The 17,356-nt window shown below is 60.9% G+C and carries 21 protein-coding genes; 9 read left to right on the top strand and 12 right to left on the bottom strand.

Annotation, left to right across the window (positions count from 1 at the left end):
- Both AC07W4_RS17775 and AC07W4_RS17770 read left to right on the top strand, forming a co-directional pair.
- Nucleotides 1–798, top strand: a complete 798-nt coding sequence (locus tag AC07W4_RS17775; RefSeq protein ID WP_008052580.1) for an SDR family NAD(P)-dependent oxidoreductase — start codon at nt 1–3, stop codon at nt 796–798.
- A gap of 26 nt (nt 799–824) precedes the next feature.
- Nucleotides 825–1,235, top strand: coding sequence for an SRPBCC family protein (locus tag AC07W4_RS17770; protein ID WP_495033337.1), 411 nt, complete (start codon nt 825–827; stop codon nt 1,233–1,235).
- Between the two features lie 138 nt (nt 1,236–1,373).
- Here AC07W4_RS17770 and AC07W4_RS17765 read toward each other — a convergent pair whose 3' ends face one another.
- The 3 genes from AC07W4_RS17765 to AC07W4_RS17755 all read right to left on the bottom strand — a co-directional run bounded on the left by AC07W4_RS17765 (nt 1,374) and on the right by AC07W4_RS17755 (nt 4,246).
- Nucleotides 1,374–2,777: a sensor histidine kinase gene (locus AC07W4_RS17765; RefSeq protein WP_495033336.1), complete on the bottom strand. Its 1,404-nt coding sequence runs from the start codon at nt 2,775–2,777 to the stop codon at nt 1,374–1,376.
- Nucleotides 2,755–3,438 (bottom strand): response regulator transcription factor, encoded by a 684-nt coding sequence (locus AC07W4_RS17760; RefSeq protein WP_495033335.1) that lies wholly within the window; start codon nt 3,436–3,438, stop codon nt 2,755–2,757. Before AC07W4_RS17760 ends, AC07W4_RS17765 begins: the two co-directional genes overlap by 23 nt.
- Before the next feature lie 202 nt (nt 3,439–3,640).
- A complete protein-coding gene (locus AC07W4_RS17755) occupies nt 3,641–4,246 on the bottom strand; it encodes a glutathione S-transferase family protein (protein WP_495033334.1) in 606 nt (201 codons plus the stop codon).
- Between the two features lie 370 nt (nt 4,247–4,616).
- Here AC07W4_RS17755 and AC07W4_RS17750 point away from each other — a divergent pair, with 370 nt between their 5' ends.
- From AC07W4_RS17750 to AC07W4_RS17740, 3 genes are all read left to right on the top strand, one after another.
- The gene (locus tag AC07W4_RS17750; protein ID WP_007935965.1) at nt 4,617–5,021 is read left to right on the top strand and encodes a TraR/DksA family transcriptional regulator; all 405 of its coding nucleotides are present in this window, start codon (nt 4,617–4,619) and stop codon (nt 5,019–5,021) included.
- A gap of 235 nt (nt 5,022–5,256) precedes the next feature.
- A complete protein-coding gene (locus tag AC07W4_RS17745) occupies nt 5,257–6,864 on the top strand; it encodes a methyl-accepting chemotaxis protein (protein ID WP_495033333.1) in 1,608 nt (535 codons plus the stop codon).
- Nucleotides 6,865–6,992: 128 nt separating this feature from the next.
- The gene (locus AC07W4_RS17740) at nt 6,993–7,175 is read left to right on the top strand and encodes a hypothetical protein (RefSeq protein WP_032829815.1); all 183 of its coding nucleotides are present in this window, start codon (nt 6,993–6,995) and stop codon (nt 7,173–7,175) included.
- 26 nt (nt 7,176–7,201) lie between these two features.
- On the opposite strand, the gene AC07W4_RS17735 is transcribed toward AC07W4_RS17740, so the two are convergent.
- The 3 genes from AC07W4_RS17735 to AC07W4_RS17725 all read right to left on the bottom strand — a co-directional run bounded on the left by AC07W4_RS17735 (nt 7,202) and on the right by AC07W4_RS17725 (nt 8,206).
- The gene (locus AC07W4_RS17735) at nt 7,202–7,438 is read right to left on the bottom strand and encodes a DUF2789 domain-containing protein (protein ID WP_495033332.1); all 237 of its coding nucleotides are present in this window, start codon (nt 7,436–7,438) and stop codon (nt 7,202–7,204) included.
- 129 nt (nt 7,439–7,567) lie between these two features.
- Nucleotides 7,568–7,798: a hypothetical protein gene (locus AC07W4_RS17730; protein ID WP_008052572.1), complete on the bottom strand. Its 231-nt coding sequence runs from the start codon at nt 7,796–7,798 to the stop codon at nt 7,568–7,570.
- A 159-nt stretch (nt 7,799–7,957) separates the two neighbouring features.
- Nucleotides 7,958–8,206 (bottom strand): hypothetical protein, encoded by a 249-nt coding sequence (locus AC07W4_RS17725; RefSeq protein ID WP_008052571.1) that lies wholly within the window; start codon nt 8,204–8,206, stop codon nt 7,958–7,960.
- 435 nt (nt 8,207–8,641) lie between these two features.
- On the opposite strand from AC07W4_RS17725, the gene AC07W4_RS17720 reads away from it, so the two are divergent.
- From AC07W4_RS17720 to AC07W4_RS17705, 4 genes are all read left to right on the top strand, one after another.
- Nucleotides 8,642–9,091, top strand: coding sequence for a hypothetical protein (locus AC07W4_RS17720; RefSeq protein WP_172435400.1), 450 nt, complete (start codon nt 8,642–8,644; stop codon nt 9,089–9,091).
- Entirely contained in the window at nt 9,091–9,294 is a 204-nt protein-coding gene (locus AC07W4_RS17715) for a hypothetical protein (protein WP_495033331.1), read from the top strand. The genes AC07W4_RS17720 and AC07W4_RS17715 overlap by 1 nt, the downstream gene beginning before the upstream one ends.
- Nucleotides 9,295–9,412: 118 nt before the next feature.
- On the top strand, nt 9,413–10,426 hold the full coding sequence (locus tag AC07W4_RS17710; protein ID WP_495033330.1) for an ABC transporter substrate-binding protein: 1,014 nt from the start codon (nt 9,413–9,415) through the stop codon (nt 10,424–10,426).
- Between the two features lie 118 nt (nt 10,427–10,544).
- Nucleotides 10,545–10,982 carry a DUF3995 domain-containing protein gene (locus tag AC07W4_RS17705; RefSeq protein ID WP_495033329.1) on the top strand — a complete coding sequence of 146 codons (438 nt, stop codon included), beginning with the start codon at nt 10,545–10,547 and terminating at the stop codon, nt 10,980–10,982.
- A gap of 133 nt (nt 10,983–11,115) precedes the next feature.
- On the opposite strand, the gene AC07W4_RS17700 is transcribed toward AC07W4_RS17705, so the two are convergent.
- Genes AC07W4_RS17700 through AC07W4_RS17675 form a run of 6 tightly spaced genes read right to left on the bottom strand, consistent with a single transcriptional unit; the run spans nt 11,116 to nt 17,179 of the window.
- Nucleotides 11,116–11,478: a Na+/H+ antiporter subunit G gene (locus AC07W4_RS17700; RefSeq protein ID WP_495033328.1), complete on the bottom strand. Its 363-nt coding sequence runs from the start codon at nt 11,476–11,478 to the stop codon at nt 11,116–11,118.
- On the bottom strand, nt 11,475–11,753 hold the full coding sequence (locus tag AC07W4_RS17695) for a K+/H+ antiporter subunit F (protein ID WP_007986253.1): 279 nt from the start codon (nt 11,751–11,753) through the stop codon (nt 11,475–11,477). The genes AC07W4_RS17700 and AC07W4_RS17695 overlap by 4 nt, the downstream gene beginning before the upstream one ends.
- The gene (locus AC07W4_RS17690; RefSeq protein ID WP_495033327.1) at nt 11,750–12,238 is read right to left on the bottom strand and encodes a Na+/H+ antiporter subunit E; all 489 of its coding nucleotides are present in this window, start codon (nt 12,236–12,238) and stop codon (nt 11,750–11,752) included. The genes AC07W4_RS17695 and AC07W4_RS17690 overlap by 4 nt, the downstream gene beginning before the upstream one ends.
- On the bottom strand, nt 12,235–13,920 hold the full coding sequence (locus AC07W4_RS17685) for a monovalent cation/H+ antiporter subunit D (protein ID WP_495033326.1): 1,686 nt from the start codon (nt 13,918–13,920) through the stop codon (nt 12,235–12,237). The genes AC07W4_RS17690 and AC07W4_RS17685 overlap by 4 nt, the downstream gene beginning before the upstream one ends.
- Entirely contained in the window at nt 13,917–14,261 is a 345-nt protein-coding gene (locus AC07W4_RS17680) for a Na+/H+ antiporter subunit C (RefSeq protein ID WP_007986256.1), read from the bottom strand. The genes AC07W4_RS17685 and AC07W4_RS17680 overlap by 4 nt, the downstream gene beginning before the upstream one ends.
- A complete protein-coding gene (locus tag AC07W4_RS17675) occupies nt 14,261–17,179 on the bottom strand; it encodes a monovalent cation/H+ antiporter subunit A (protein ID WP_495033325.1) in 2,919 nt (972 codons plus the stop codon). Before AC07W4_RS17675 ends, AC07W4_RS17680 begins: the two co-directional genes overlap by 1 nt.
- Nucleotides 17,180–17,356: the final 177 nt, after the last annotated feature.

Genomic DNA, 17,356 nt, shown 5'->3' with positions numbered 1-17,356 from the left:
ATGAAGATTGATTTGAGTGGAAAACTGGCAATCGTCAGCGGCAGCACCGCCGGCATTGGCCTGGGCATCAGCCAGGCACTGGCCGAGGCGGGTGCCACGGTGGTGGTGATCGGCCGCGACACGGCCAAGGTCGAGCAGGCAATGGTGAGCATTCGCCAGCGTGTTCCTGCCGCGCAATTGCGTGGGGTGACCGCCGACCTGGGCACCGCCGAAGGTGCCGAAATATTGTTCGCCGCCGAACCTCGGGCGGACATCCTGGTGAACAACCTCGGGATCTTCAATACCGTGGATTTCTTCGACGCACCGGACAGTGAGTGGACGCGCTTCTACGAGGTCAACGTGATCTCCGGCGTGCGCCTGTCCCGGCATTACACGCCGGACATGGTCAAGCAGGGCTGGGGGCGGGTGATCTTCCTGTCTTCGGAATCCGGCGTGGCGACCCCGGCGGACATGATCAACTATGGCGTGACCAAAAGCGCCAACCTGGCGGTGTCCCATGGCCTGGCCAAACGCCTGGCCGGCACCGGCGTGACGGTCAATGCGATCCTGCCCGGCCCGACCTTTACCGATGGCCTGGAAGACATGCTCAAGGACGCCATGGCCGAATCCGGACGCAGCGCCCGGGACGAAGCCGATGCGTTCGTGCGCAAGGCCCGGCCGACGTCGATCATCCAGCGCGTGGCGGATGTCGAGGAAGTCGCCAATCTGGTGGCCTACATCGCTTCGCCGTTATCCTCGGCCACCACCGGTGCTGCCTTGCGGGTCGACGGCGGTGTCGTCGACAGCCTGGCCATCTGAACCTTATTGATTGGAGAGCGTATTTCATGGCAACTGCATCAGCCTTCATCGACATCCCGGCTTCAGCCGATCAGGTCTGGCAATTGATTGGCGGTTTCAACTCACTGCCGGACTGGCTGCCGTTCATTCCCAAGAGCGAACTGAGTGAAGGCGGGCGCGTGCGCAGCCTGCAAACGGCGGACGGCGCAGTGGTGATCGAACGCCTGCAAGCGTTCGATAACGCGGCCCAAACCTACAGCTACTCGATTTTACAGGCACCGTTTCCGGCGACCGATTATCTGTCGACGATCAAGGTTCAAGCCCAAGGCGAGGGCGCGCGGGTGACCTGGTCCGGGAGGTTCGAACCGGTGGGCGTGAGCAACGAGGAAGTGGAGGCGTTGTTTACCGGCATCTATCAGGGCGGACTTCAAGCGCTGCGGGCCAATTACCCGGCCTGACAGTCAAAACACCATTTCCTGTGGGAGCGGGCTTGCTCGCGAAAGCGGAGAGTCAAACAACATATTTGTTGAATGAGAAACCGCATTCGCGAGCAAGCCCGCTCCCACAAAGGATCTGTTTTGATCTTCGGATGAACACTAGGTCTGCGCTATCAAACTCTCCCGACAATCAAGCACCAGCCGCGCGCCACCCAATTCGCTGCTGCCCACTTCCAGGGTAAACCCGTGCAGGCTGACAATCGCCGCGACGATGGACAGCCCCAGCCCGAAGCCGCTTTTATGATTGCCCGCCTCGGCGCGATAGAAGCGCTGGAACACCGCTTCACGTTCCGCTTCGGGAATGCCCGGACCGGAATCGAGCACTTCGATTCGCGTGTGCCCGCCATCATTGACCCCGCGCAGGATCACCGCGCCGCCGGGCGGGGTGAATTTGATCGAGTTGCTGAGCAGGTTCGCCACCGCTTCGAACATCAGCGCCCGGTCGCCATTGAGGGGCGGCAATGACGCAGGCAGGTGCAACTGGAACACCAGGCCGTCGTCTTCCGCCAGGGGCAGGTAGAACTCATGCAGCTCTTGCAGCAGCGCCACCGGGTCCATTTGCACGAAACCTGAGCGACGCTGGCGGTCTTCCAGTTCGGAGATCCGCAGCAAGCCACGGAAACGCGCCATCAGCGTATCGGCCTCGGCCAGCACCAGGTCCAGTTGCATGGCCTGCGGCGAGCCTTCGCCGGCTTGCTGTTGCATGCGGTAAAGCTGCGCGCGCAGACGGGTCAGGGGCGTGCGCAGGTCATGGGCGATGTTGTCGCACACGCCCTTGACCTCGTTCATCAAGCGCTCGATGCGTTCGAGCATGGCGTTGACGATGGCGGCGAGCATGTCCAGTTCGTCACGCCGATTGGACAGTGGCAAGCGCCGGCTCAGATCGCCGGCGACGATGGCTTCGGCGCTGGCCTGAATCCCGCGAATGCGCCGCAATGGACGCCGGCGCAGCAAATACCAGCCGACAATGCCCGGCACGATGGTCAGGGTCATACCCCAGAACAAGGCGTGAAGGATGATCCGGGTCACGGCGAACAACGAACCGTTGTCGCGCACCAGCACCAGCCAGCGGCCGTCGAGGGTGCGGGTCGCCACGGCGTCGCAACTGTCGGCGGGCAGAGTCTGCTCGTCGCTGTCGTCGGAGGCATCGCAGTCGCGCAGCATGTGGATCTTGCCATCGAGCGGCAAACCGTCCGGAATGTCACGCAGGGCCCCGCTGAGGTAACGGTGTTGGGCATCGAACAGGCCGTAGGCGTCGATGCCGCGGATGTCGAAGGTCATGCTGACGGCGAGGGCGTCCACCAGTTGCTCGTCGGAGAAACGCGAAAACAGGTGCTGGCGTTGCATCAGCGAATGCTTGGCCAGGTTGTCCAGGTAAGCGGAAACCTCGTAGTACATGACCCCCATGAGGATCCCGCTCCAGATCACGAACAGCGAACTGTAGAGCGCCAGCAGACGGCTGCTGGAAGAGCGCCAGCCTTTAGACGGGTTCGGCAATGACATAACCCGAGCCTCGCACGGTCCGAATCAGTGGGGCATTGCCGGGTGGGTCGATCTTCTTGCGCAGACGGCCGATGTGTACGTCGATCAGGTTGGTGCCGGGGTCGAAGTGGTAACCCCAGACTTCCTCGAAAATCATCATCCGCGAGAGGATTTGCCCGGTATTGCGCATCAGGAATTCCAGCAGTTTGTATTCGGTGGGCAATAGCGTCAGCAGTTGACCGTCGCGGCTGGCTTCGTGGCTGATCAGGTTCAGTTCCAGATCCGCCACCCGCAACGTGGTGGCCTCGGCGGTGACGGTGTTCTGCCGACGCAGCAGGACTTCGACCCGGGCGGCCATTTCATCGGTGGCGAAGGGTTTGGTCAGGTAGTCGTCGCCGCCGGCGCGCAGGCCGCGCACGCGCTCATCGACGTCGGACAGGGCGCTGATCATCAGGATCGGTGTGGCCACGCCCATGGTCCGCAGGGTGGTAACGATCGCCAGGCCATCGAGCCCGGGCAGCATGCGGTCGAGGGTGATCAGGTCGTAGTTGCCGCTGACTGCACGCTCCAGCCCTTCGCGGCCATTGTCGACCCAGTCGACCTCGAGGCCGTGGCTACTCAGTTCGGCGACAATCTCCCGGGCGGTCACGGCGTCGTCTTCGATGGTCAAGATGCGGGTCATAGGGCTGGCCTGATTAAATGTTCACAACGTTGTGCGGCATTTTGCCAAGAAATGACCGCAGGCTTTCTAAATAAAAGTTCATGGAAATTCCGGGCTTCGGTCAATGCATAAAACCCGCTGAACAAAGTCGCTGCCACAAGGGAACGCAATCCCCTGTGGGAGCGAGCTTGCTCGCGATGGGGCCAGATCAGGCAACCTTTTTTTAATCGATCGGTGTACTCACAAACACATCAAGCCCTTCGGCATACGCCGTGAACGCAGCAATCCGCGGAAACTGCACCGCATTCACCTGATCCGGTACCACCAGATTGGTAAAACTCCAGGCCACGGCGAGGGTAATGCCATCCTGCTCAATCGAACCGTCAGTTTTCAGCGACTGCTTTTCCAGCTCCCGCTCAAGCGCCGAATAGGCTGCCGTCAATTGTCCTTCGACCCGCTGCACCCAGGGTTCGAATTGAATCTCCTGCGGCCGCAGATTGCGTTCGTAGTAAAGCTGCACGGATTTTTCGCTGGCGGCCAGGGCCAGGCCGATCAGGCGCAACGCGCGCAGACGCTGACCCGGTTCGACGGGCATCAGGCTGTTATCGGCCAGGGTTTCCAGGTAGTCGATGATCAGTGTCGAGTCCATCAACACCTCATCGTCATCCAGCACCAGGGTGGGTGCCTTGACCACCGGGTTGATCTGGCTGAATTGTTCGAAGTGGCGGAACACCGAGACCGATCGGTGTTCCAGCGCGATTCCCAGGCATTTGGCAGAAATGGCGGCGCGCCTGACATAGGGCGAGTCCAGCATACCGATCAGCTTCATGGTCCTTTCCTTTATATGGCCATTTCGGGAGGGACAACCTTAGCTGAGGTTCGCGGCCCTGCAAATGACCGTGAATTATGCCCGGTGCCAGCCGTTTGTCTTCTATATACAGCCGCTCGATTGAATTTCTTGCTATAAACGCACTCCGATTACCGCCTCAAAGCCTGCCTTAGAGCATTTTCCGGGCTTTGTCGGACAAATTCGCAGTCTTTTCGGTTGCTGAGGCCTCAAGTCGGCCGTAGACTGCCGCCCCTCGTAAATTGAGTGCCGGGTGGCGCTTGGAACAAACGGCGCCTTTCCGATGGCCTGCCCAGGTCTGCCGGAACGCTCCCTTATTCGCCTTAATGCACGTTTTTTTATAGAGATATCAATGACAAAGGACAAGTTGCTGGCCATGCCGGCGGATGACTACATGAATGCCGAGCAACATGCTTTTTTCTCCGAGCTGTTGCAGAACATGAAAGTCGAAACCCATGAGCGCATCGAACAGAACCGCATCGCCATCGAAAGCCTGGACACCCCGGCCGATCCGGCAGACGCGGCTTCGGTCGAAGAAGAGCGCACCTGGCTGGTGAACGCGATCGATCGCGACCAGCGCATGCTGCCTCAGTTGGAACAAGCCCTTGAGCGCATCAAGGAAGACAGCTTCGGCTGGTGCGACGACAGCGGCGAGCCGATTGGCCTCAAGCGCCTGCTGATCAGCCCGACCACCAAGTACTGCATCGAAGCTCAGGAACGTCACGAGCAAATCGACAAGCACCAGCGTCAGGCCTGATTCCGCGAGGCAGTCCATCAAGATGGACTGCCTTTGAAAAGATCGCAGCCTGCGGCAGCTCCTACGCAATTGAAGTAGGGCGCTGCCGCAGGCTGCGATCTTTGTTTTCTGCCGTCTTCGATTTCCCGGTTCTTCTATTGATCTGCTGCAACGTTCGCGACTAAAGGCTCATGGATAATGGCTTTATGGTGGCGTTTAATGCGAAGACAACAATTAGAAGTTTTACGGGGTAACGATGATGACGAGAGACGGGTCTCTGGTTGCGGCAGTGCCCGCACCCGTGCTGTTGCCGAAAAACCGCTGGTTGACGCCAACGCTGCAAAGCATCGCCCTGATGCTGTTGTTATGTGGCATGACGCTGGGCGGATGGTCGCTCTACTTTAGCCTGCCCCTGGCCGTATTGATTGTCTGGCTGCCTCGCCTGCGTTCGCGCGCGACTCCACAGGCTGCTGCCCCCGCCAACCCCGATGCCATCGGCGAGTTGACTCGCGATCTTTCCTGCACCACCAGCCATAACGCACTGTCGGCCGCCGGTGTGGCGTTTTCGGTTCGGCAACTGGCGGACAAACTGCAATCGCAGCTCACGGCGGCGGCACAGATCGTCAGCAATGCCGAGGTCATGATCACCACCGAACAGGCCACCTCGACCCTCAGTCGCCAGGCGCTCAGTGCCGCCAGCGAAGCCCATCAAAGCGGAGTGATCGGGCGTACGGAATTGATCGAGTCCATCGCGTGCATGCATCAGCTCAGCCAGCGCGCCAGCAACAGCCGTGAACTGATCGAAGCCTTGAGCCTGCGCAGCGATGATATCCAGCGGGTGACCCTGGTGATTCAGTCCATCGCCAGCCAGACCAACCTGCTGGCGTTGAACGCCGCGATAGAAGCGGCGCGGGCGGGGGAGCACGGTCGCGGGTTTGCCGTGGTGGCCGACGAGGTTCGCGGGCTCGCCGCACGCACGGCGACCGCCACGGGGGAGGTGGGCGAAATGGTGGCCGACATCCAGCAGCGAACGGCGCAGGTGGTGGAGCAGATCCGCCAACTGTCCAGCGACCTGGACTCCGGTGTCGAGCAGGTAGCGCGGACGGGGCAGCACCTGGAGAACATTGCCCGTCTGGCGGCCAGCGTCGAATCCCAGGTCGCAGAGATCGCCCAAGGGGCAGACACCAACTGCGTACAACTCGACAGCCTGTTTCACGCCATCGAGCAGATGCGCAGCGATCTGGTGGTCAGCGACCAGCAGACTCAGCGCCTGGCCCTGGCGGCGGTGCAAATGGAAGGGCAGGCCGAAACCATCAGCGAGCGTCTTGCCGAAGTGGGGCTGGATGACTATCACCAGCGAATCTATGACCTGGCCCGGGACGCCGCGAGCCAGATTGCAGCGCGTTTCGAAGCGGATATCGATGCCGGTCGAATCAGTCTCGACGATCTGTTCGACCGCAATTACCAGGTCATCCCCGATACCAGCCCGGCCAAGTACCAGACGCGTTTCGACCGCTACACCGATCAGGTTTTGCCAGCGATACAAGAACCGTTGTTACCGCGTCACGAAGGATTGGTGTTCGCCATCGCCTGCACCCAACAGGGTTATGTGCCGACCCATAACAAGGTGTTCAGCCAGCCGTTGACGGGAGATGCGCAGGTCGATGCCTTGCAGAACCGGACCAAACGCAAGTTCGCTGACCGAGCCGGGATCCGCTGCGGCAGCCATCAGAAGGCGGTGCTGCTGCAAACCTATACCCGTGATACCGGCGAGCTGATGCACGATCTTTCGGTGCCGATCATGCTCAAGGGCCGGCATTGGGGTGGTTTGCGCCTGGGCTACAAACCGGAAAAGCCGCGCTGAAAAACCCGGTCTGCCGAATGATTGTTGCAAATTCTGCAATTAAGCTGTGCAGGGTCTTGCTGTTTCCTCGGCGAAAAACTAATTAACATGCCTACTAATTAGGTAGCTAATTAAGTTCGGGGGGCAGCATGCAAGGCAAAGTTGATGTCGCGGTCATGATCGGCAGCGGGGTACCCGCCAATCTTCGCTCCATGGGGCGCAAGGTTTGCTGGGTCGTGTTGCTCAATGGCGAGCGCCGGGGCACGGCGTTCTCCAGTCGCGAAGAAGCGCAAGAGTGCAAGGCTGCCTGGCAGGCGCAATTGAGCGCCTGAAGTCCTGGCAGCCTGCATTGAGGTTGTCAGTGGGTCTGGTGCATGCGCAGGTTCAGGTCGTCGACCACCCGCGCCCAGTCTGCGTCTTCGCGAAGTTGTTCCTTGAGGAAGCCGGCCTGTTGCGGTGACCAGAACTCGGCGTCGATGAGTTTCTTGTTGTCAGCCAGGGAATGGCCGGCAATGAAGTCGTCGATCGCTTTCTGGCTGGAGTCCAGGCCGAGTTGGTCGAACAGGCCTTTCAAGTCGTGGGTCGGTGATTCCATCTTCATCTCCTTGCAGGTCATCAGTCGGGTCGAGGGACGAAGCGCACCCAGGATTCGAGGGCGCGGCAGCGGTGGAGTTCGATCGCGATGTTCAAGTGCAACAATGAGCATAGACTGCCAACCCGACCATCAGGCATTCAATGCGCCCGCATCGACCGCGGCCTTCAATTCCCTGGCCGATTCCTGGGCCGCGATGGCGGCGACATCCGGGGTTTTGAACCAGCGATCCTTTTCGACCTGGTGATACGTCACGGTCTTGAGCGGTGGTTTGGCGCGCATGACAATCACGGCCTGAAATTCACCCTCGACTTCTCTGGCTTCACCCCGGATAAAAAACTCGCCGATATCAAATTCCGTCACGTTGCAGACTTCCCTTGGAAATACATTGTTGTTGTCAACGCACCCGATTTTTGCGGATCCGTTTTATTGGGCGGGCAGTATGGCAGTAGTTGCCCGTCGACGGCTGAGATAAGTCGGCGGGCAGACGAAACGTCGATGGAAGCGAGCGCGGTGGGCATGTCAACCGTGTGACTCAAGGAGCCGGGCGAGGGCACAGGCTTCGTTATGATTGGCTCGGAAACCTCTTACACTGCCTGTAGAAATATCCTTGATGTGAAAGAAGGCAATGCCCGCCATTACCACCTGAAATCGCGGGCGGGTCGGAGCATCGGGCGCTGGTTCATGGAGGCCGGGCCCTGCCGGGGGCGGGTTCTGTGCTGTTTTCGAGTCAGGCACCAAGGGATAGGCAAAGTGTGTCAGCGTGCACATATGAAGTCCTTTTCATTGTTTTACCGACGTATGTACGTCGTTTTGGCTAGTCGCCAAGAGCATCGCTGCTCTAGAATCACCCTCACTGGTGGGGGAATGATGTTTATCTAAAGCAATTTTTTGCGGACGATATGTAGGAAAAGTTTTTTTCTCGATGAGATTTTTCCCTGAAGTTGATAGTCCATAATTTTCTGGCAGCAGGAAGGGTGTTTTCCTTCAGCCTGTGACGAATACCAGTCAGGACGACGCGAGTGACGTTCCAGTAGTCTTCTCAAACTTCGTGATGAATGAGTGCACTGCTCATTCAGGACTTTCAACCCGGGTTCTTTGGCTACACCTTCGGCATTGCCGCTTTTTTGGCTGTGCGTTCATTTTTCGCGCACGGCACCATTATTCAGATGTGGGGATGTTTCCTTGGCAGTAAGTAATCTCGATATGCATGCTTTGTTCGTGCTGGGTGATTTGCGCGCAAAGCTGGTCAAGCAGTTTCAGTCACGTTTCGTTTACATCACCGAACAGAACGCTGAAGGCATTTACATTGCCGAAATCGACACCGAATCAGCCCTGGTGGTGGACGACAAGCCCGGTCTCAAGCTCAAGGTCGGCGATCATTTCAGCGCGTCCGTGCTGCCCAGTCGTGAAGGCGGCAAGCTGGACATCAGGTTCCGCGACATCAAGCTGACGGTTTACGGAATTGGCGACTACGCCTTCGTGACCACGGCCGACGGTCAGGGGATCGTGTTCAAGGAAGGGCACAGCGTGGTGATGGTGTTCGCCGCCCATCAACAGTTGCAGGAAGGCCTGACCAAGACCCTCAAGGCCGTGACCGCCAAGGCGGCCAAATGGCGCAAGGGCGAGTTGGTGACCTTCAAGGCCAGCGAGTGATGACCCTGACCCGCGCCGATTTCCACGAACAGAACCTGGCCAGCGCTCAAGACGAAGCGCGGCGGTTGTTCGGGCAGAAGACCATTCTGCAAGGAGCCTGGCTGAACTGGGTGGCGTCACGGCTTTACCAACTGCAACCGGCGCCATACGCCAGCATGGTCAGGCGAGAGCTGATGCGTTTGCAGGAAACTTGCGAAAACTGACCCGCGCACCTCGAAAGCAGCAACCTCTACTACAGTCATTGGACTGAGTATTCAGAGGCTTCGCGGTCTACCGCCAGGCCATCCTGCTATTGCTGTGAACAGCATGAGGTGCAAAAGCATGAACGGATTTCGACGGTTGCTGGCTGCGGTCCTGGCCACTTTCGGTTTGCTGGCGACACCCGCCCCGGCGTCTGCCGCCCAGGCACCGATCCACTTCGCCGACCTGAACTGGGAAAGCGGCAGCCTGATTACCGATGTCCTGCGCATCATAGTCGAGAAGGGCTACGGGCTGCCGACCGACACCTTGCCGGGCACCACCATCACCCTGGAAACCGCGCTGGCCAACAATGACATCCAGGTCATTGGCGAAGAGTGGGCCGGTCGCAGCCCGGTCTGGGTCAAGGCGGAAGCCGAAGGCAAGGTCGTCAGCCTCGGCGACACGGTCAAGGGTGCTACCGAAGGCTGGTGGGTGCCGGAATATGTGATCAAGGGCGACCCGGCCAAGGGCATCAAGCCGCTGGCGCCGGACTTGCGCAGCGTCAGCGACCTGCCGCGTTACAAAGACGTGTTCAAGGACCCGGAAGCCCCGACCAAGGGACGTTTCCTCAACAGCCCTATCGGCTGGACCTCGGAAGTGGTCAACAAGCAGAAGCTCAAGGCGTATGGGCTGGACGACAGTTACGTGAATTTCCGCAGCGGGTCGGGCGCGGCACTGGATGCAGAGATCAGCTCGTCAATTCATCGTGGCAAGCCGGTGCTGTTTTACTACTGGTCGCCCACGCCGTTACTTGGCCGCTTCAAGCTGATTCAACTCGAAGAGCCGCCGTTCGACGCCGAAGCCTGGAAGACCCTGACCGACGCCGATAACCCCAATCCACAGCCGACCCGTTCCCTGGCCTCCAAGCTGTCGATCGGTGTGTCCGCCCCCTTCCAGAAGCAATATCCGCACATTGCCGAGTTCTTTGCCAAAGTCGATTTTCCAATCGATCCGCTGAACAAGGCGCTGGCCGAGATGAGCGAGAAACATACGCCACCGCGCCAGGCGGCGCAGGCGTTCATGAAGGCTCATCCAGACGTCTGGCGGGCCTGGCTGCCCAAGGACGTGGCGGATAAAGTCTCCGCCGCCCTGTAGGCGCTGTCGCAGGTCGGGATCTTTTGATCTTTGTCATGAAAAAGCAAAATCAAGACATCTCAGCCTGCGCTAGCTCCTACAATGTTCGGCTCATATCCCTTTCAAGGAACTCTGAACCATGACCCTGTTGTTGGCTCAGTCGCTGGTGACGATCTTCATCGTGATCAGTCTGGTGCATGTTTATTGGGCGTTGGGTGGCGAGTGGGCGGCGGTGGCGGTGGTCCCGCAAGTACCGCAGGAGGGCAGTGCGCAACTGAGGCCGGCGTTCAAGCCGCGAGGCTGGATCACGCTGGTGGTGGCCGGACTGTTGCTGTTGATTGCCATGCTGGTGTGCTTGCGGGTGGGTTGGTGCCTGCCACCCTTGCATCACCGGTCGTTGCAGTGGGTGATCAGCACGATCGCGATTTTGCTGTTTGCCCGGGCCATTGGCGATTCGGAGCTGGTGGGTTTTTTCAAAGAGGTCAAAGGCTCGAAGTTCGCCCGGCTCGACACCTGGGTTTACTCGCCGTTGTGTGTGGTGTTGGGGGCAGGGTTGTTGGCGGTGGCCTGGGTCTGAGACAGACCGGTCCTGATGCATTGACAGGTCTATCGCCTTCGCGGGCAAGCCCGCTCCCACAGGGTTCAGCGCAATCCCTGTGGGAGCGGGCTTGCCCGCGAAGAGGCCGGCCCAGGCACTAAAAATCCTTGGTCTAACTGCCGCTCTCACTCCGCCGGCTGCTCACCTCAGCCGGCACATCATCCCCGGCCATGCGTTTGCGAAACAGCGCCGCCCGGGCCAGCAGCAGTGTCGTCACCGGTACGGTAATCGCCAGCAGGATCGGAATCAGCCAGGCGTGCAAGACCGGCGCGGACTTGAGCGCCGAAAAATAGATGATCGAAGCCAGCGCCACGCACCAGGTCCCGAGCGTCGAGGCCAGAGCCGGTGGGTGCATGCGCTGGAAGTAGTCCTTCATGCGCAACAGGCCCGTGGCGCCGATCAACGCAAACAGGCTGCCGAGCACCAGCAGGATCGCCACCGGGATTTCCACCCACATCGACATTGGCGTATTCATTCGATCACCTCACCGCGCAGCAGGAATTTCGCCAGGGCGAACGAGCCGACGAAACCGAACAGTGCGATCAGCAGCGCCGCCTCGAAGTAAGTGTCACTGGCATAACGAATGCCCAGCGCCAGCATCATCAGCATCGCGACAATGTACAGATAGTCCAGCGCCAGAACCCGGTCCTGGGCCGACGGCCCCTTGAACAGGCGGATCAGGGTCAGGATCATCGCCAGGGAAAAGAAGAACAGACTCAGCAGGATCGCGTTCGACAGCAAGGGGCTCATTCGAAGATCTCCATCAACGGACGTTCGTAGGTCGCCTTGAAGTGCTGGATGAACAGCGCCTCGTCCTCCAGGTCGAAGACGTGCAACAGCAGAATGCTGCGATCCAGTGCCAGCTCCGACCAGACCGTACCCGGCACCACCGTAGTGATCATCGACAGCGCGGCCAGGCCGTTGGCGTCACGCAAGTCCAGCGGCACCTTGATGAATTGCGAGCGGGGCGGGCGGCGACCGGCATTGAGCACGCCCCAGGCCACGGCGAGGTTGGACACCAGTACATCGCGCCCGACCAGCAGGACCAGACGCAGGATTACCCAGGGGCGACGGATGCGCACCGGCAGCGGACGCAGCCTGCGCATCATCAATGGCGCCCAGAACCCCAGCACGGCACCCAGCAGCAAATTGCCGGGGCTTGTCGAAAGGTTCAGCAACAGCCACAGCAACCACAAGGCCAGCGACAGCAACGGTGCCGGAAACAGGCGCTTCATGGTTGCACCTCCAACGGGGGCGCTTTGGCCGACGGGTTCGGTACGACGCGCGTGTCGAGCACCGCCATCACGTATTGCTGGGGGTTGTACAAGGCATCGGCGGCGGCCTGGGTGTAGCGCAGCAACGGGTCGGCCTTGAAGGTCAGCGCAATGCTCAGGCCCAGCAGCGCAAAGATCGGCACGCATTCCAAGCGTCGCAACAGGGGCGATGGCCGTTCCGCTGGCGTCCAGAAGCGCTGGATGCCCAGGCGCGAGAAGGCGATCAGCGACGCCAGCCCGGACACAATCAACAACACCAACAGGCCCCACGCGGCGTTGGAAACCGGTGTGTCGCCGCTGTTGCCCAGGCCGAGCGGATTGAGCAGGGCACCGATCAACCCGAGTTTGCCGATAAAACCGGAGAGCGGCGGCATGCCGATGATCAGCAAGGCGCAGGCGATGAAGCTCAGTCCGAGAAACGCCATGGTCCAGGGAATCACCTGGCCGACCACGGCTTTCTGGTCGTCGTCGAGGTTGGTGCCTTTGGGTGGATGCAGGGATTCCAGTGGGCGGGGCAGCAGTTCGGTTTCATCTTCGAGCTGGATTTCGTTGGCCGAACGCGAGCGTTCGATCAGCTCGGCCAGCAGGAACAGCGCGCTCAACGCCAGGGTCGAGCTGAACAGATAGAACAGCGCCGCACCGACCAGGTTCGGCTGGGCGAAACCGATGGTCGACAACAGAATGCCCGCCGATACCAGGATGCTCAGGCTGGCCATGCGTTCCAGGCGTTGCGCGGCGAGGATCGCAATGGCGGCGCAGACGATGGTCGCCATGCCGCCGTAGATCAGCCAGTCGCCGGCAAAGAACGCCGATGCCCCGGCCTGGGCGGAGAACAGCAGCGTCCACAGGCGCAGCAAGGTGTAGACGCCGACCTTGGTCATGATCGCGAACATTGCCGCCACCGGCGCGCTGGCCGAGGAGTACGCCGGCACCAGCCAGAAGTTCAGCGGCCACATGCCGGCCTTGGCCAGGAACGCGACGGCCAGGATCCCCGCGCCGGCGTGAAGCAAGCCGCGATCAGCTTCGGTCACCAGCGGGATTTTTACCGCCAGGTCGGCCATGTTCAGCGTGCCGGTGACCCCATAGATCAGCGCCGCGCCAATCAGGAACAGCGACGAGGCCAACAAGTTGATCGAGATGTAATGCAGCCCCGACGACACCCGCGCCCGGCCCGAGCCGTGGAGCATCAAGCCGTAGGACGCGGCCAGCAGCACCTCGAAGAACACGAACAGGTTGAACAGGTCGGCAGTGAGGAACGCACCGTATAGGCCCATCAACTGGATCTGGAACAGCGCGTGAAAACTCGAACCTGCACTGTCCCAGCGTGCCATGGCAAACAGCAGGGCGCTGACGCCGATGATGCCGGTCAGCACCAGCATCAGCGCCGACAGGCGATCGACCACCAGCACCAGGCCGAACGGCACTTGCCAGTTGCTCGGCAGGTACACGCCGATGGAGCCGGGCACGCCGGTGGTTTGTGTCCATTGCAACAACGCCACGGCAATGCCCAGCCCGAGCAGGCTGGAGAACAGGTTGATCCTGGCCTTGAGCGGGCGGTGCTTCTCGCCGAGCATCAGCATGATTGCGGCAGTCAGCAGCGGCAGCAGAATGGGTGCGACGATCAGGTGAGTCATCGCCATCATTCTTTGGGCTCCCGGCCATCCACATGGTCGGTGCCGGTCAGGCCCCGGGAGGCCAGCAGCACCACCAGGAACAGCGCGGTCATGGCGAAGCTGATGACGATCGCCGTCAGCACCAGTGCCTGCGGCAATGGGTCGGTGTAGTGCAGAAGATCCTGCGGCACGCCGTCCTTGATGATCGGTTCCTTGCCGATGAACAGGCTGCCCATGCTGAAGATGAACAGATTGACGCCATAGGACAGCAGGCACAGGCCCATGACCACCTGGAACGTCCGTGGGCGCAGGATCAGCCAGACGCCGGACGCGGCCAGTACGCCGATGGCGATTGCGATGACTTCTTCCATCAGACGGCTCCCTTGGCGGTAACGGATTTGGGCTGGGCAGCGGTTTTGTGGCCGCGCACCGATTGGTGGGCAAGGGCGGTGAGGATCAACAGGGTCGAGCCGACCACCACGCCGTACACACCGATGTCGAAGAACAGCGCGCTGGCCAGGTGAATGTCACCCAGCAGCGGCAACGAGAAATGCCAGGTGTGGGTGGTCAGGAATGGATAGCCGACCAGCATCGCACCCAGCCCCGTGGCGGTGGCAATCATCAGTCCCGTGCCCATCCAGCGCAGTGGCCGCAGGCTCATTTGCGCCTCGACCCACTGCGTGCCGGCGACCATGTATTGCAGGATGAACGCCACCGACATCACCAGCCCGGCGACAAAGCCGCCGCCCGGTTGATTGTGCCCGCGCATGAACAGGTAGAACGACACCACCAGCGCCACCGGCAACAGCAGGCGCACCAGCACCGCCGGTACCATCATGAAACCGAGCGCGGTGTCGCTGGCGTGACGCGGGTTGACCAGGTCGGTGACCACATCCGGTGCGAGCAAGCGTTGCTGGGCCGGCAGTTGCAGGCTTTCTTTCGGCGGACGGAAGCGGCGTAGCAGGGCGTACACGGTCAGGGCCACCGCCACCAGCACGGTGATTTCACCGAGGGTGTCGAAACCACGGAAGTCCACCAGCATCACGTTGACCACGTTGCTGCCGCCGCCTTCGGGCAAGGCGCGACTGAGGTAGAAGGAGGAAATATCGTTGGGGGTCTGGCGCGTCAGCATGGCGTAGGCCAGCAATGCCATGCCGACACCGACCGAGGTCGACAGCAGCAAGTCGCGGACACGCCGTACCCGTGCCCGACGCAAGCTGCCGGGCAAAGGCGAGACTTCTTCGATCCGGCGTGGCAGCCAGCGCAGGCCGAGCAGGATCAGCACCGTGGTCACCACTTCGACGGCCAGTTGGGTCAGGGCCAGGTCCGGCGCGGAAAACCAGACGAAGGTGATGCAGGTCATCAGGCCGCAGACGCTGACCATGGTCAGGGCCGCGAGCCGGTGGTACTTGGCCTGATAGGCCGCGCCAAGGGCACAGGCGATGGCCAGCAACCACAAGGTGACGAAGACGATCGACCCGGGGATTTTCGGCCGGTCACCCCAGTGAAGGCTGCTGTGCAACATGGGAATCAGCCCGGCCAGCACGGCGGCGAGTACCACCAGGAACAACTGCATTTGCAGGCGTTTGGTGCCGATCCGCGGTTCCAGGCGACGGGCCAGGCGCATGATGGCGACCAGCGCGTATTCGAACAGGTGCTTGCCGTCCAGGCGCCCGATGACGGGCGGGCGGTCGAAACGCCCGCGCTTGAATTGATTGCGCAGCAGCAGGTAGAGCACGGAGCCGCAGGACAAGGCGATCAGGCTCATGATCATCGGCGCGTTCAGGCCATGCCAGATGGCCAGGCTGTACTCGGGCAGCGTGCCGCCAACCACCGGTTGCGCCGCCGCCGCGAGCAGCGGGCCGACTATCTGGGCGGGGAAGATCCCCACCAGCAGGCAGGCGAACACCAGCAATTCGACCGGCGCGCGCATCCAGCGTGGTGGCTCGTGGGGCGTGTGGGGCAGGTCGGTCGCGGGCGGGCCGAAGAACACATCCACGGTGAAACGCAGGGAGTAAGCCACGCTGAAGGTACCGGCAATCGTTGCCACGATCGGCAGGCTCAGTTCGACCCAGCGTGTGGCATTGATGAACACGGTTTCGGCGAAAAACATCTCTTTGGAAAGGAAACCGTTGAGCAACGGCACGCCGGCCATCGAAGCGCTGGCGACCATGGCCAGGGTGGCGGTAAATGGCATCAGCTTGTACAGGCCGCTGAGTTTGCGGATATCGCGGGTGCCGCTTTCGTGGTCGATGATGCCGGCGGCCATGAACAACGAGGCCTTGAACGTCGCGTGGTTGAGAATGTGGAACACCGCGGCGACGGCGGCCAGCGGGCTGTTCAAGCCGAGCAACAGGGTGATCAGGCCCAGGTGGCTGATGGTCGAGTAGGCCAGCAATCCCTTGAGGTCGTTCTGGAACATCGCGCAATACGCCCCGAGCAACAGGGTGCAGGCACCGGCGCCACTGACGATGTAGAACCATTCTTCACTGCCCGACAGCGAGGGCCATAGCCGCGCGAGCAGGAAGACCCCGGCCTTGACCATGGTCGCCGAATGCAAATACGCCGACACGGGCGTCGGCGCGGCCATGGCGTGGGGTAGCCAGAAGTGAAAGGGGAATTGCGCACTTTTGCTCAGTGCGCCGATCAGGATCAGGGGCAACAGGATCGGGTAGAGGGCATGGGCACGAATCAGCTCGCCGGCGGCCAGGACCTTGTCCAGGTCATAGCTGCCGACCACATGGCCGAGCAGCATGACCCCCGCCAGCAGGCACAAGCCGCCCGCACCGGTCACCATCAGCGCCATGTAGGCGCCGCGCCGGGCATCGGCGCGATGGTGCCAGTAGCCGATCAACAGGAACGAGAAGAGGCTGGTCAGCTCCCAGAAAAAAACGATCTGGATCAGGTTGCCGGAGATCACCAGCCCAAGCATGGCGCCCATGAAGGCCAGGAAAAACGCGAAGAACCGCGGCACCGGATCGTTCGGCGACATGTAGTAGCGGGCGTACAGCGAAACCAGGGTGCCGATGCCCAGCACCAGCATGGAGAACAGCCAGGCGAAACCGTCCATGCGCAGGACGAAGTCCAGGCCCAGGCTGGGCAGCCATGAAAACTCTTCGCGAATGACGCCGCCATGGGCGATCCGCGGGTACAGGAAGGCGACCTGAACGGTGCCGATCAGGGCGATCAGGCCAGCCAGCAGGGATTCGGCGTTACGGGCATTGTGCGGCAACACGGCCGCCAAACAGCTGCCTACGAAAGGCAGAAGCAGTAGAACTATCAGGGACATAGGCTTCTAATCTGCGGAAGTTTGTGAAGCATCATACGTGCCAGCTCCCGGATCACCAAACGCCAAGCTGTCGCAGAATCCTACACGGTAGACGGAAAAGCCCTGTTTAACATTGTTTCAGAGAGGGGGTGTCTGGACCGGCCCCTTCGCGGGCAAGCCCGCTCCCACAGTGTCCGC

Source organism: Pseudomonas sp. GW821-FHT02A08, from assembly GCF_059422045.1.
The sequence above is the reverse complement of the archived record's forward strand: the minus strand, read 5'-3'. Positions and strand labels throughout refer to the sequence as shown.

What these genes read in the sequence shown, in the direction of transcription:
- AC07W4_RS17725 (WP_008052571.1), bottom strand. Translation starts at nt 8,206, where the DNA reads ATGTGCACGCTGACACACTTTGCCTATCCCTTGGTGCCTGACTCGAAA.
- AC07W4_RS17745 (WP_495033333.1), top strand. Translation starts at nt 5,257, where the DNA reads ATGATGACGAGAGACGGGTCTCTGGTTGCGGCAGTGCCCGCACCCGTG.
- AC07W4_RS17760 (WP_495033335.1), bottom strand. Translation starts at nt 3,438, where the DNA reads ATGACCCGCATCTTGACCATCGAAGACGACGCCGTGACCGCCCGGGAG.
- AC07W4_RS17690 (WP_495033327.1), bottom strand. Translation starts at nt 12,238, where the DNA reads ATGAAGCGCCTGTTTCCGGCACCGTTGCTGTCGCTGGCCTTGTGGTTG.
- AC07W4_RS17740 (WP_032829815.1), top strand. Translation starts at nt 6,993, where the DNA reads ATGCAAGGCAAAGTTGATGTCGCGGTCATGATCGGCAGCGGGGTACCC.
- AC07W4_RS17720 (WP_172435400.1), top strand. Translation starts at nt 8,642, where the DNA reads ATGCATGCTTTGTTCGTGCTGGGTGATTTGCGCGCAAAGCTGGTCAAG.
- AC07W4_RS17715 (WP_495033331.1), top strand. Translation starts at nt 9,091, where the DNA reads ATGACCCTGACCCGCGCCGATTTCCACGAACAGAACCTGGCCAGCGCT.
- AC07W4_RS17695 (WP_007986253.1), bottom strand. Translation starts at nt 11,753, where the DNA reads ATGAGCCCCTTGCTGTCGAACGCGATCCTGCTGAGTCTGTTCTTCTTT.
- AC07W4_RS17675 (WP_495033325.1), bottom strand. Translation starts at nt 17,179, where the DNA reads ATGTCCCTGATAGTTCTACTGCTTCTGCCTTTCGTAGGCAGCTGTTTG.
- AC07W4_RS17765 (WP_495033336.1), bottom strand. Translation starts at nt 2,777, where the DNA reads ATGTCATTGCCGAACCCGTCTAAAGGCTGGCGCTCTTCCAGCAGCCGT.
- AC07W4_RS17770 (WP_495033337.1), top strand. Translation starts at nt 825, where the DNA reads ATGGCAACTGCATCAGCCTTCATCGACATCCCGGCTTCAGCCGATCAG.
- AC07W4_RS17775 (WP_008052580.1), top strand. Translation starts at nt 1, where the DNA reads ATGAAGATTGATTTGAGTGGAAAACTGGCAATCGTCAGCGGCAGCACC.
- AC07W4_RS17735 (WP_495033332.1), bottom strand. Translation starts at nt 7,438, where the DNA reads ATGGAATCACCGACCCACGACTTGAAAGGCCTGTTCGACCAACTCGGC.
- AC07W4_RS17710 (WP_495033330.1), top strand. Translation starts at nt 9,413, where the DNA reads ATGAACGGATTTCGACGGTTGCTGGCTGCGGTCCTGGCCACTTTCGGT.
- AC07W4_RS17680 (WP_007986256.1), bottom strand. Translation starts at nt 14,261, where the DNA reads ATGGAAGAAGTCATCGCAATCGCCATCGGCGTACTGGCCGCGTCCGGC.
- AC07W4_RS17700 (WP_495033328.1), bottom strand. Translation starts at nt 11,478, where the DNA reads ATGAATACGCCAATGTCGATGTGGGTGGAAATCCCGGTGGCGATCCTG.
- AC07W4_RS17755 (WP_495033334.1), bottom strand. Translation starts at nt 4,246, where the DNA reads ATGAAGCTGATCGGTATGCTGGACTCGCCCTATGTCAGGCGCGCCGCC.
- AC07W4_RS17750 (WP_007935965.1), top strand. Translation starts at nt 4,617, where the DNA reads ATGACAAAGGACAAGTTGCTGGCCATGCCGGCGGATGACTACATGAAT.
- AC07W4_RS17705 (WP_495033329.1), top strand. Translation starts at nt 10,545, where the DNA reads ATGACCCTGTTGTTGGCTCAGTCGCTGGTGACGATCTTCATCGTGATC.
- AC07W4_RS17685 (WP_495033326.1), bottom strand. Translation starts at nt 13,920, where the DNA reads ATGATGGCGATGACTCACCTGATCGTCGCACCCATTCTGCTGCCGCTG.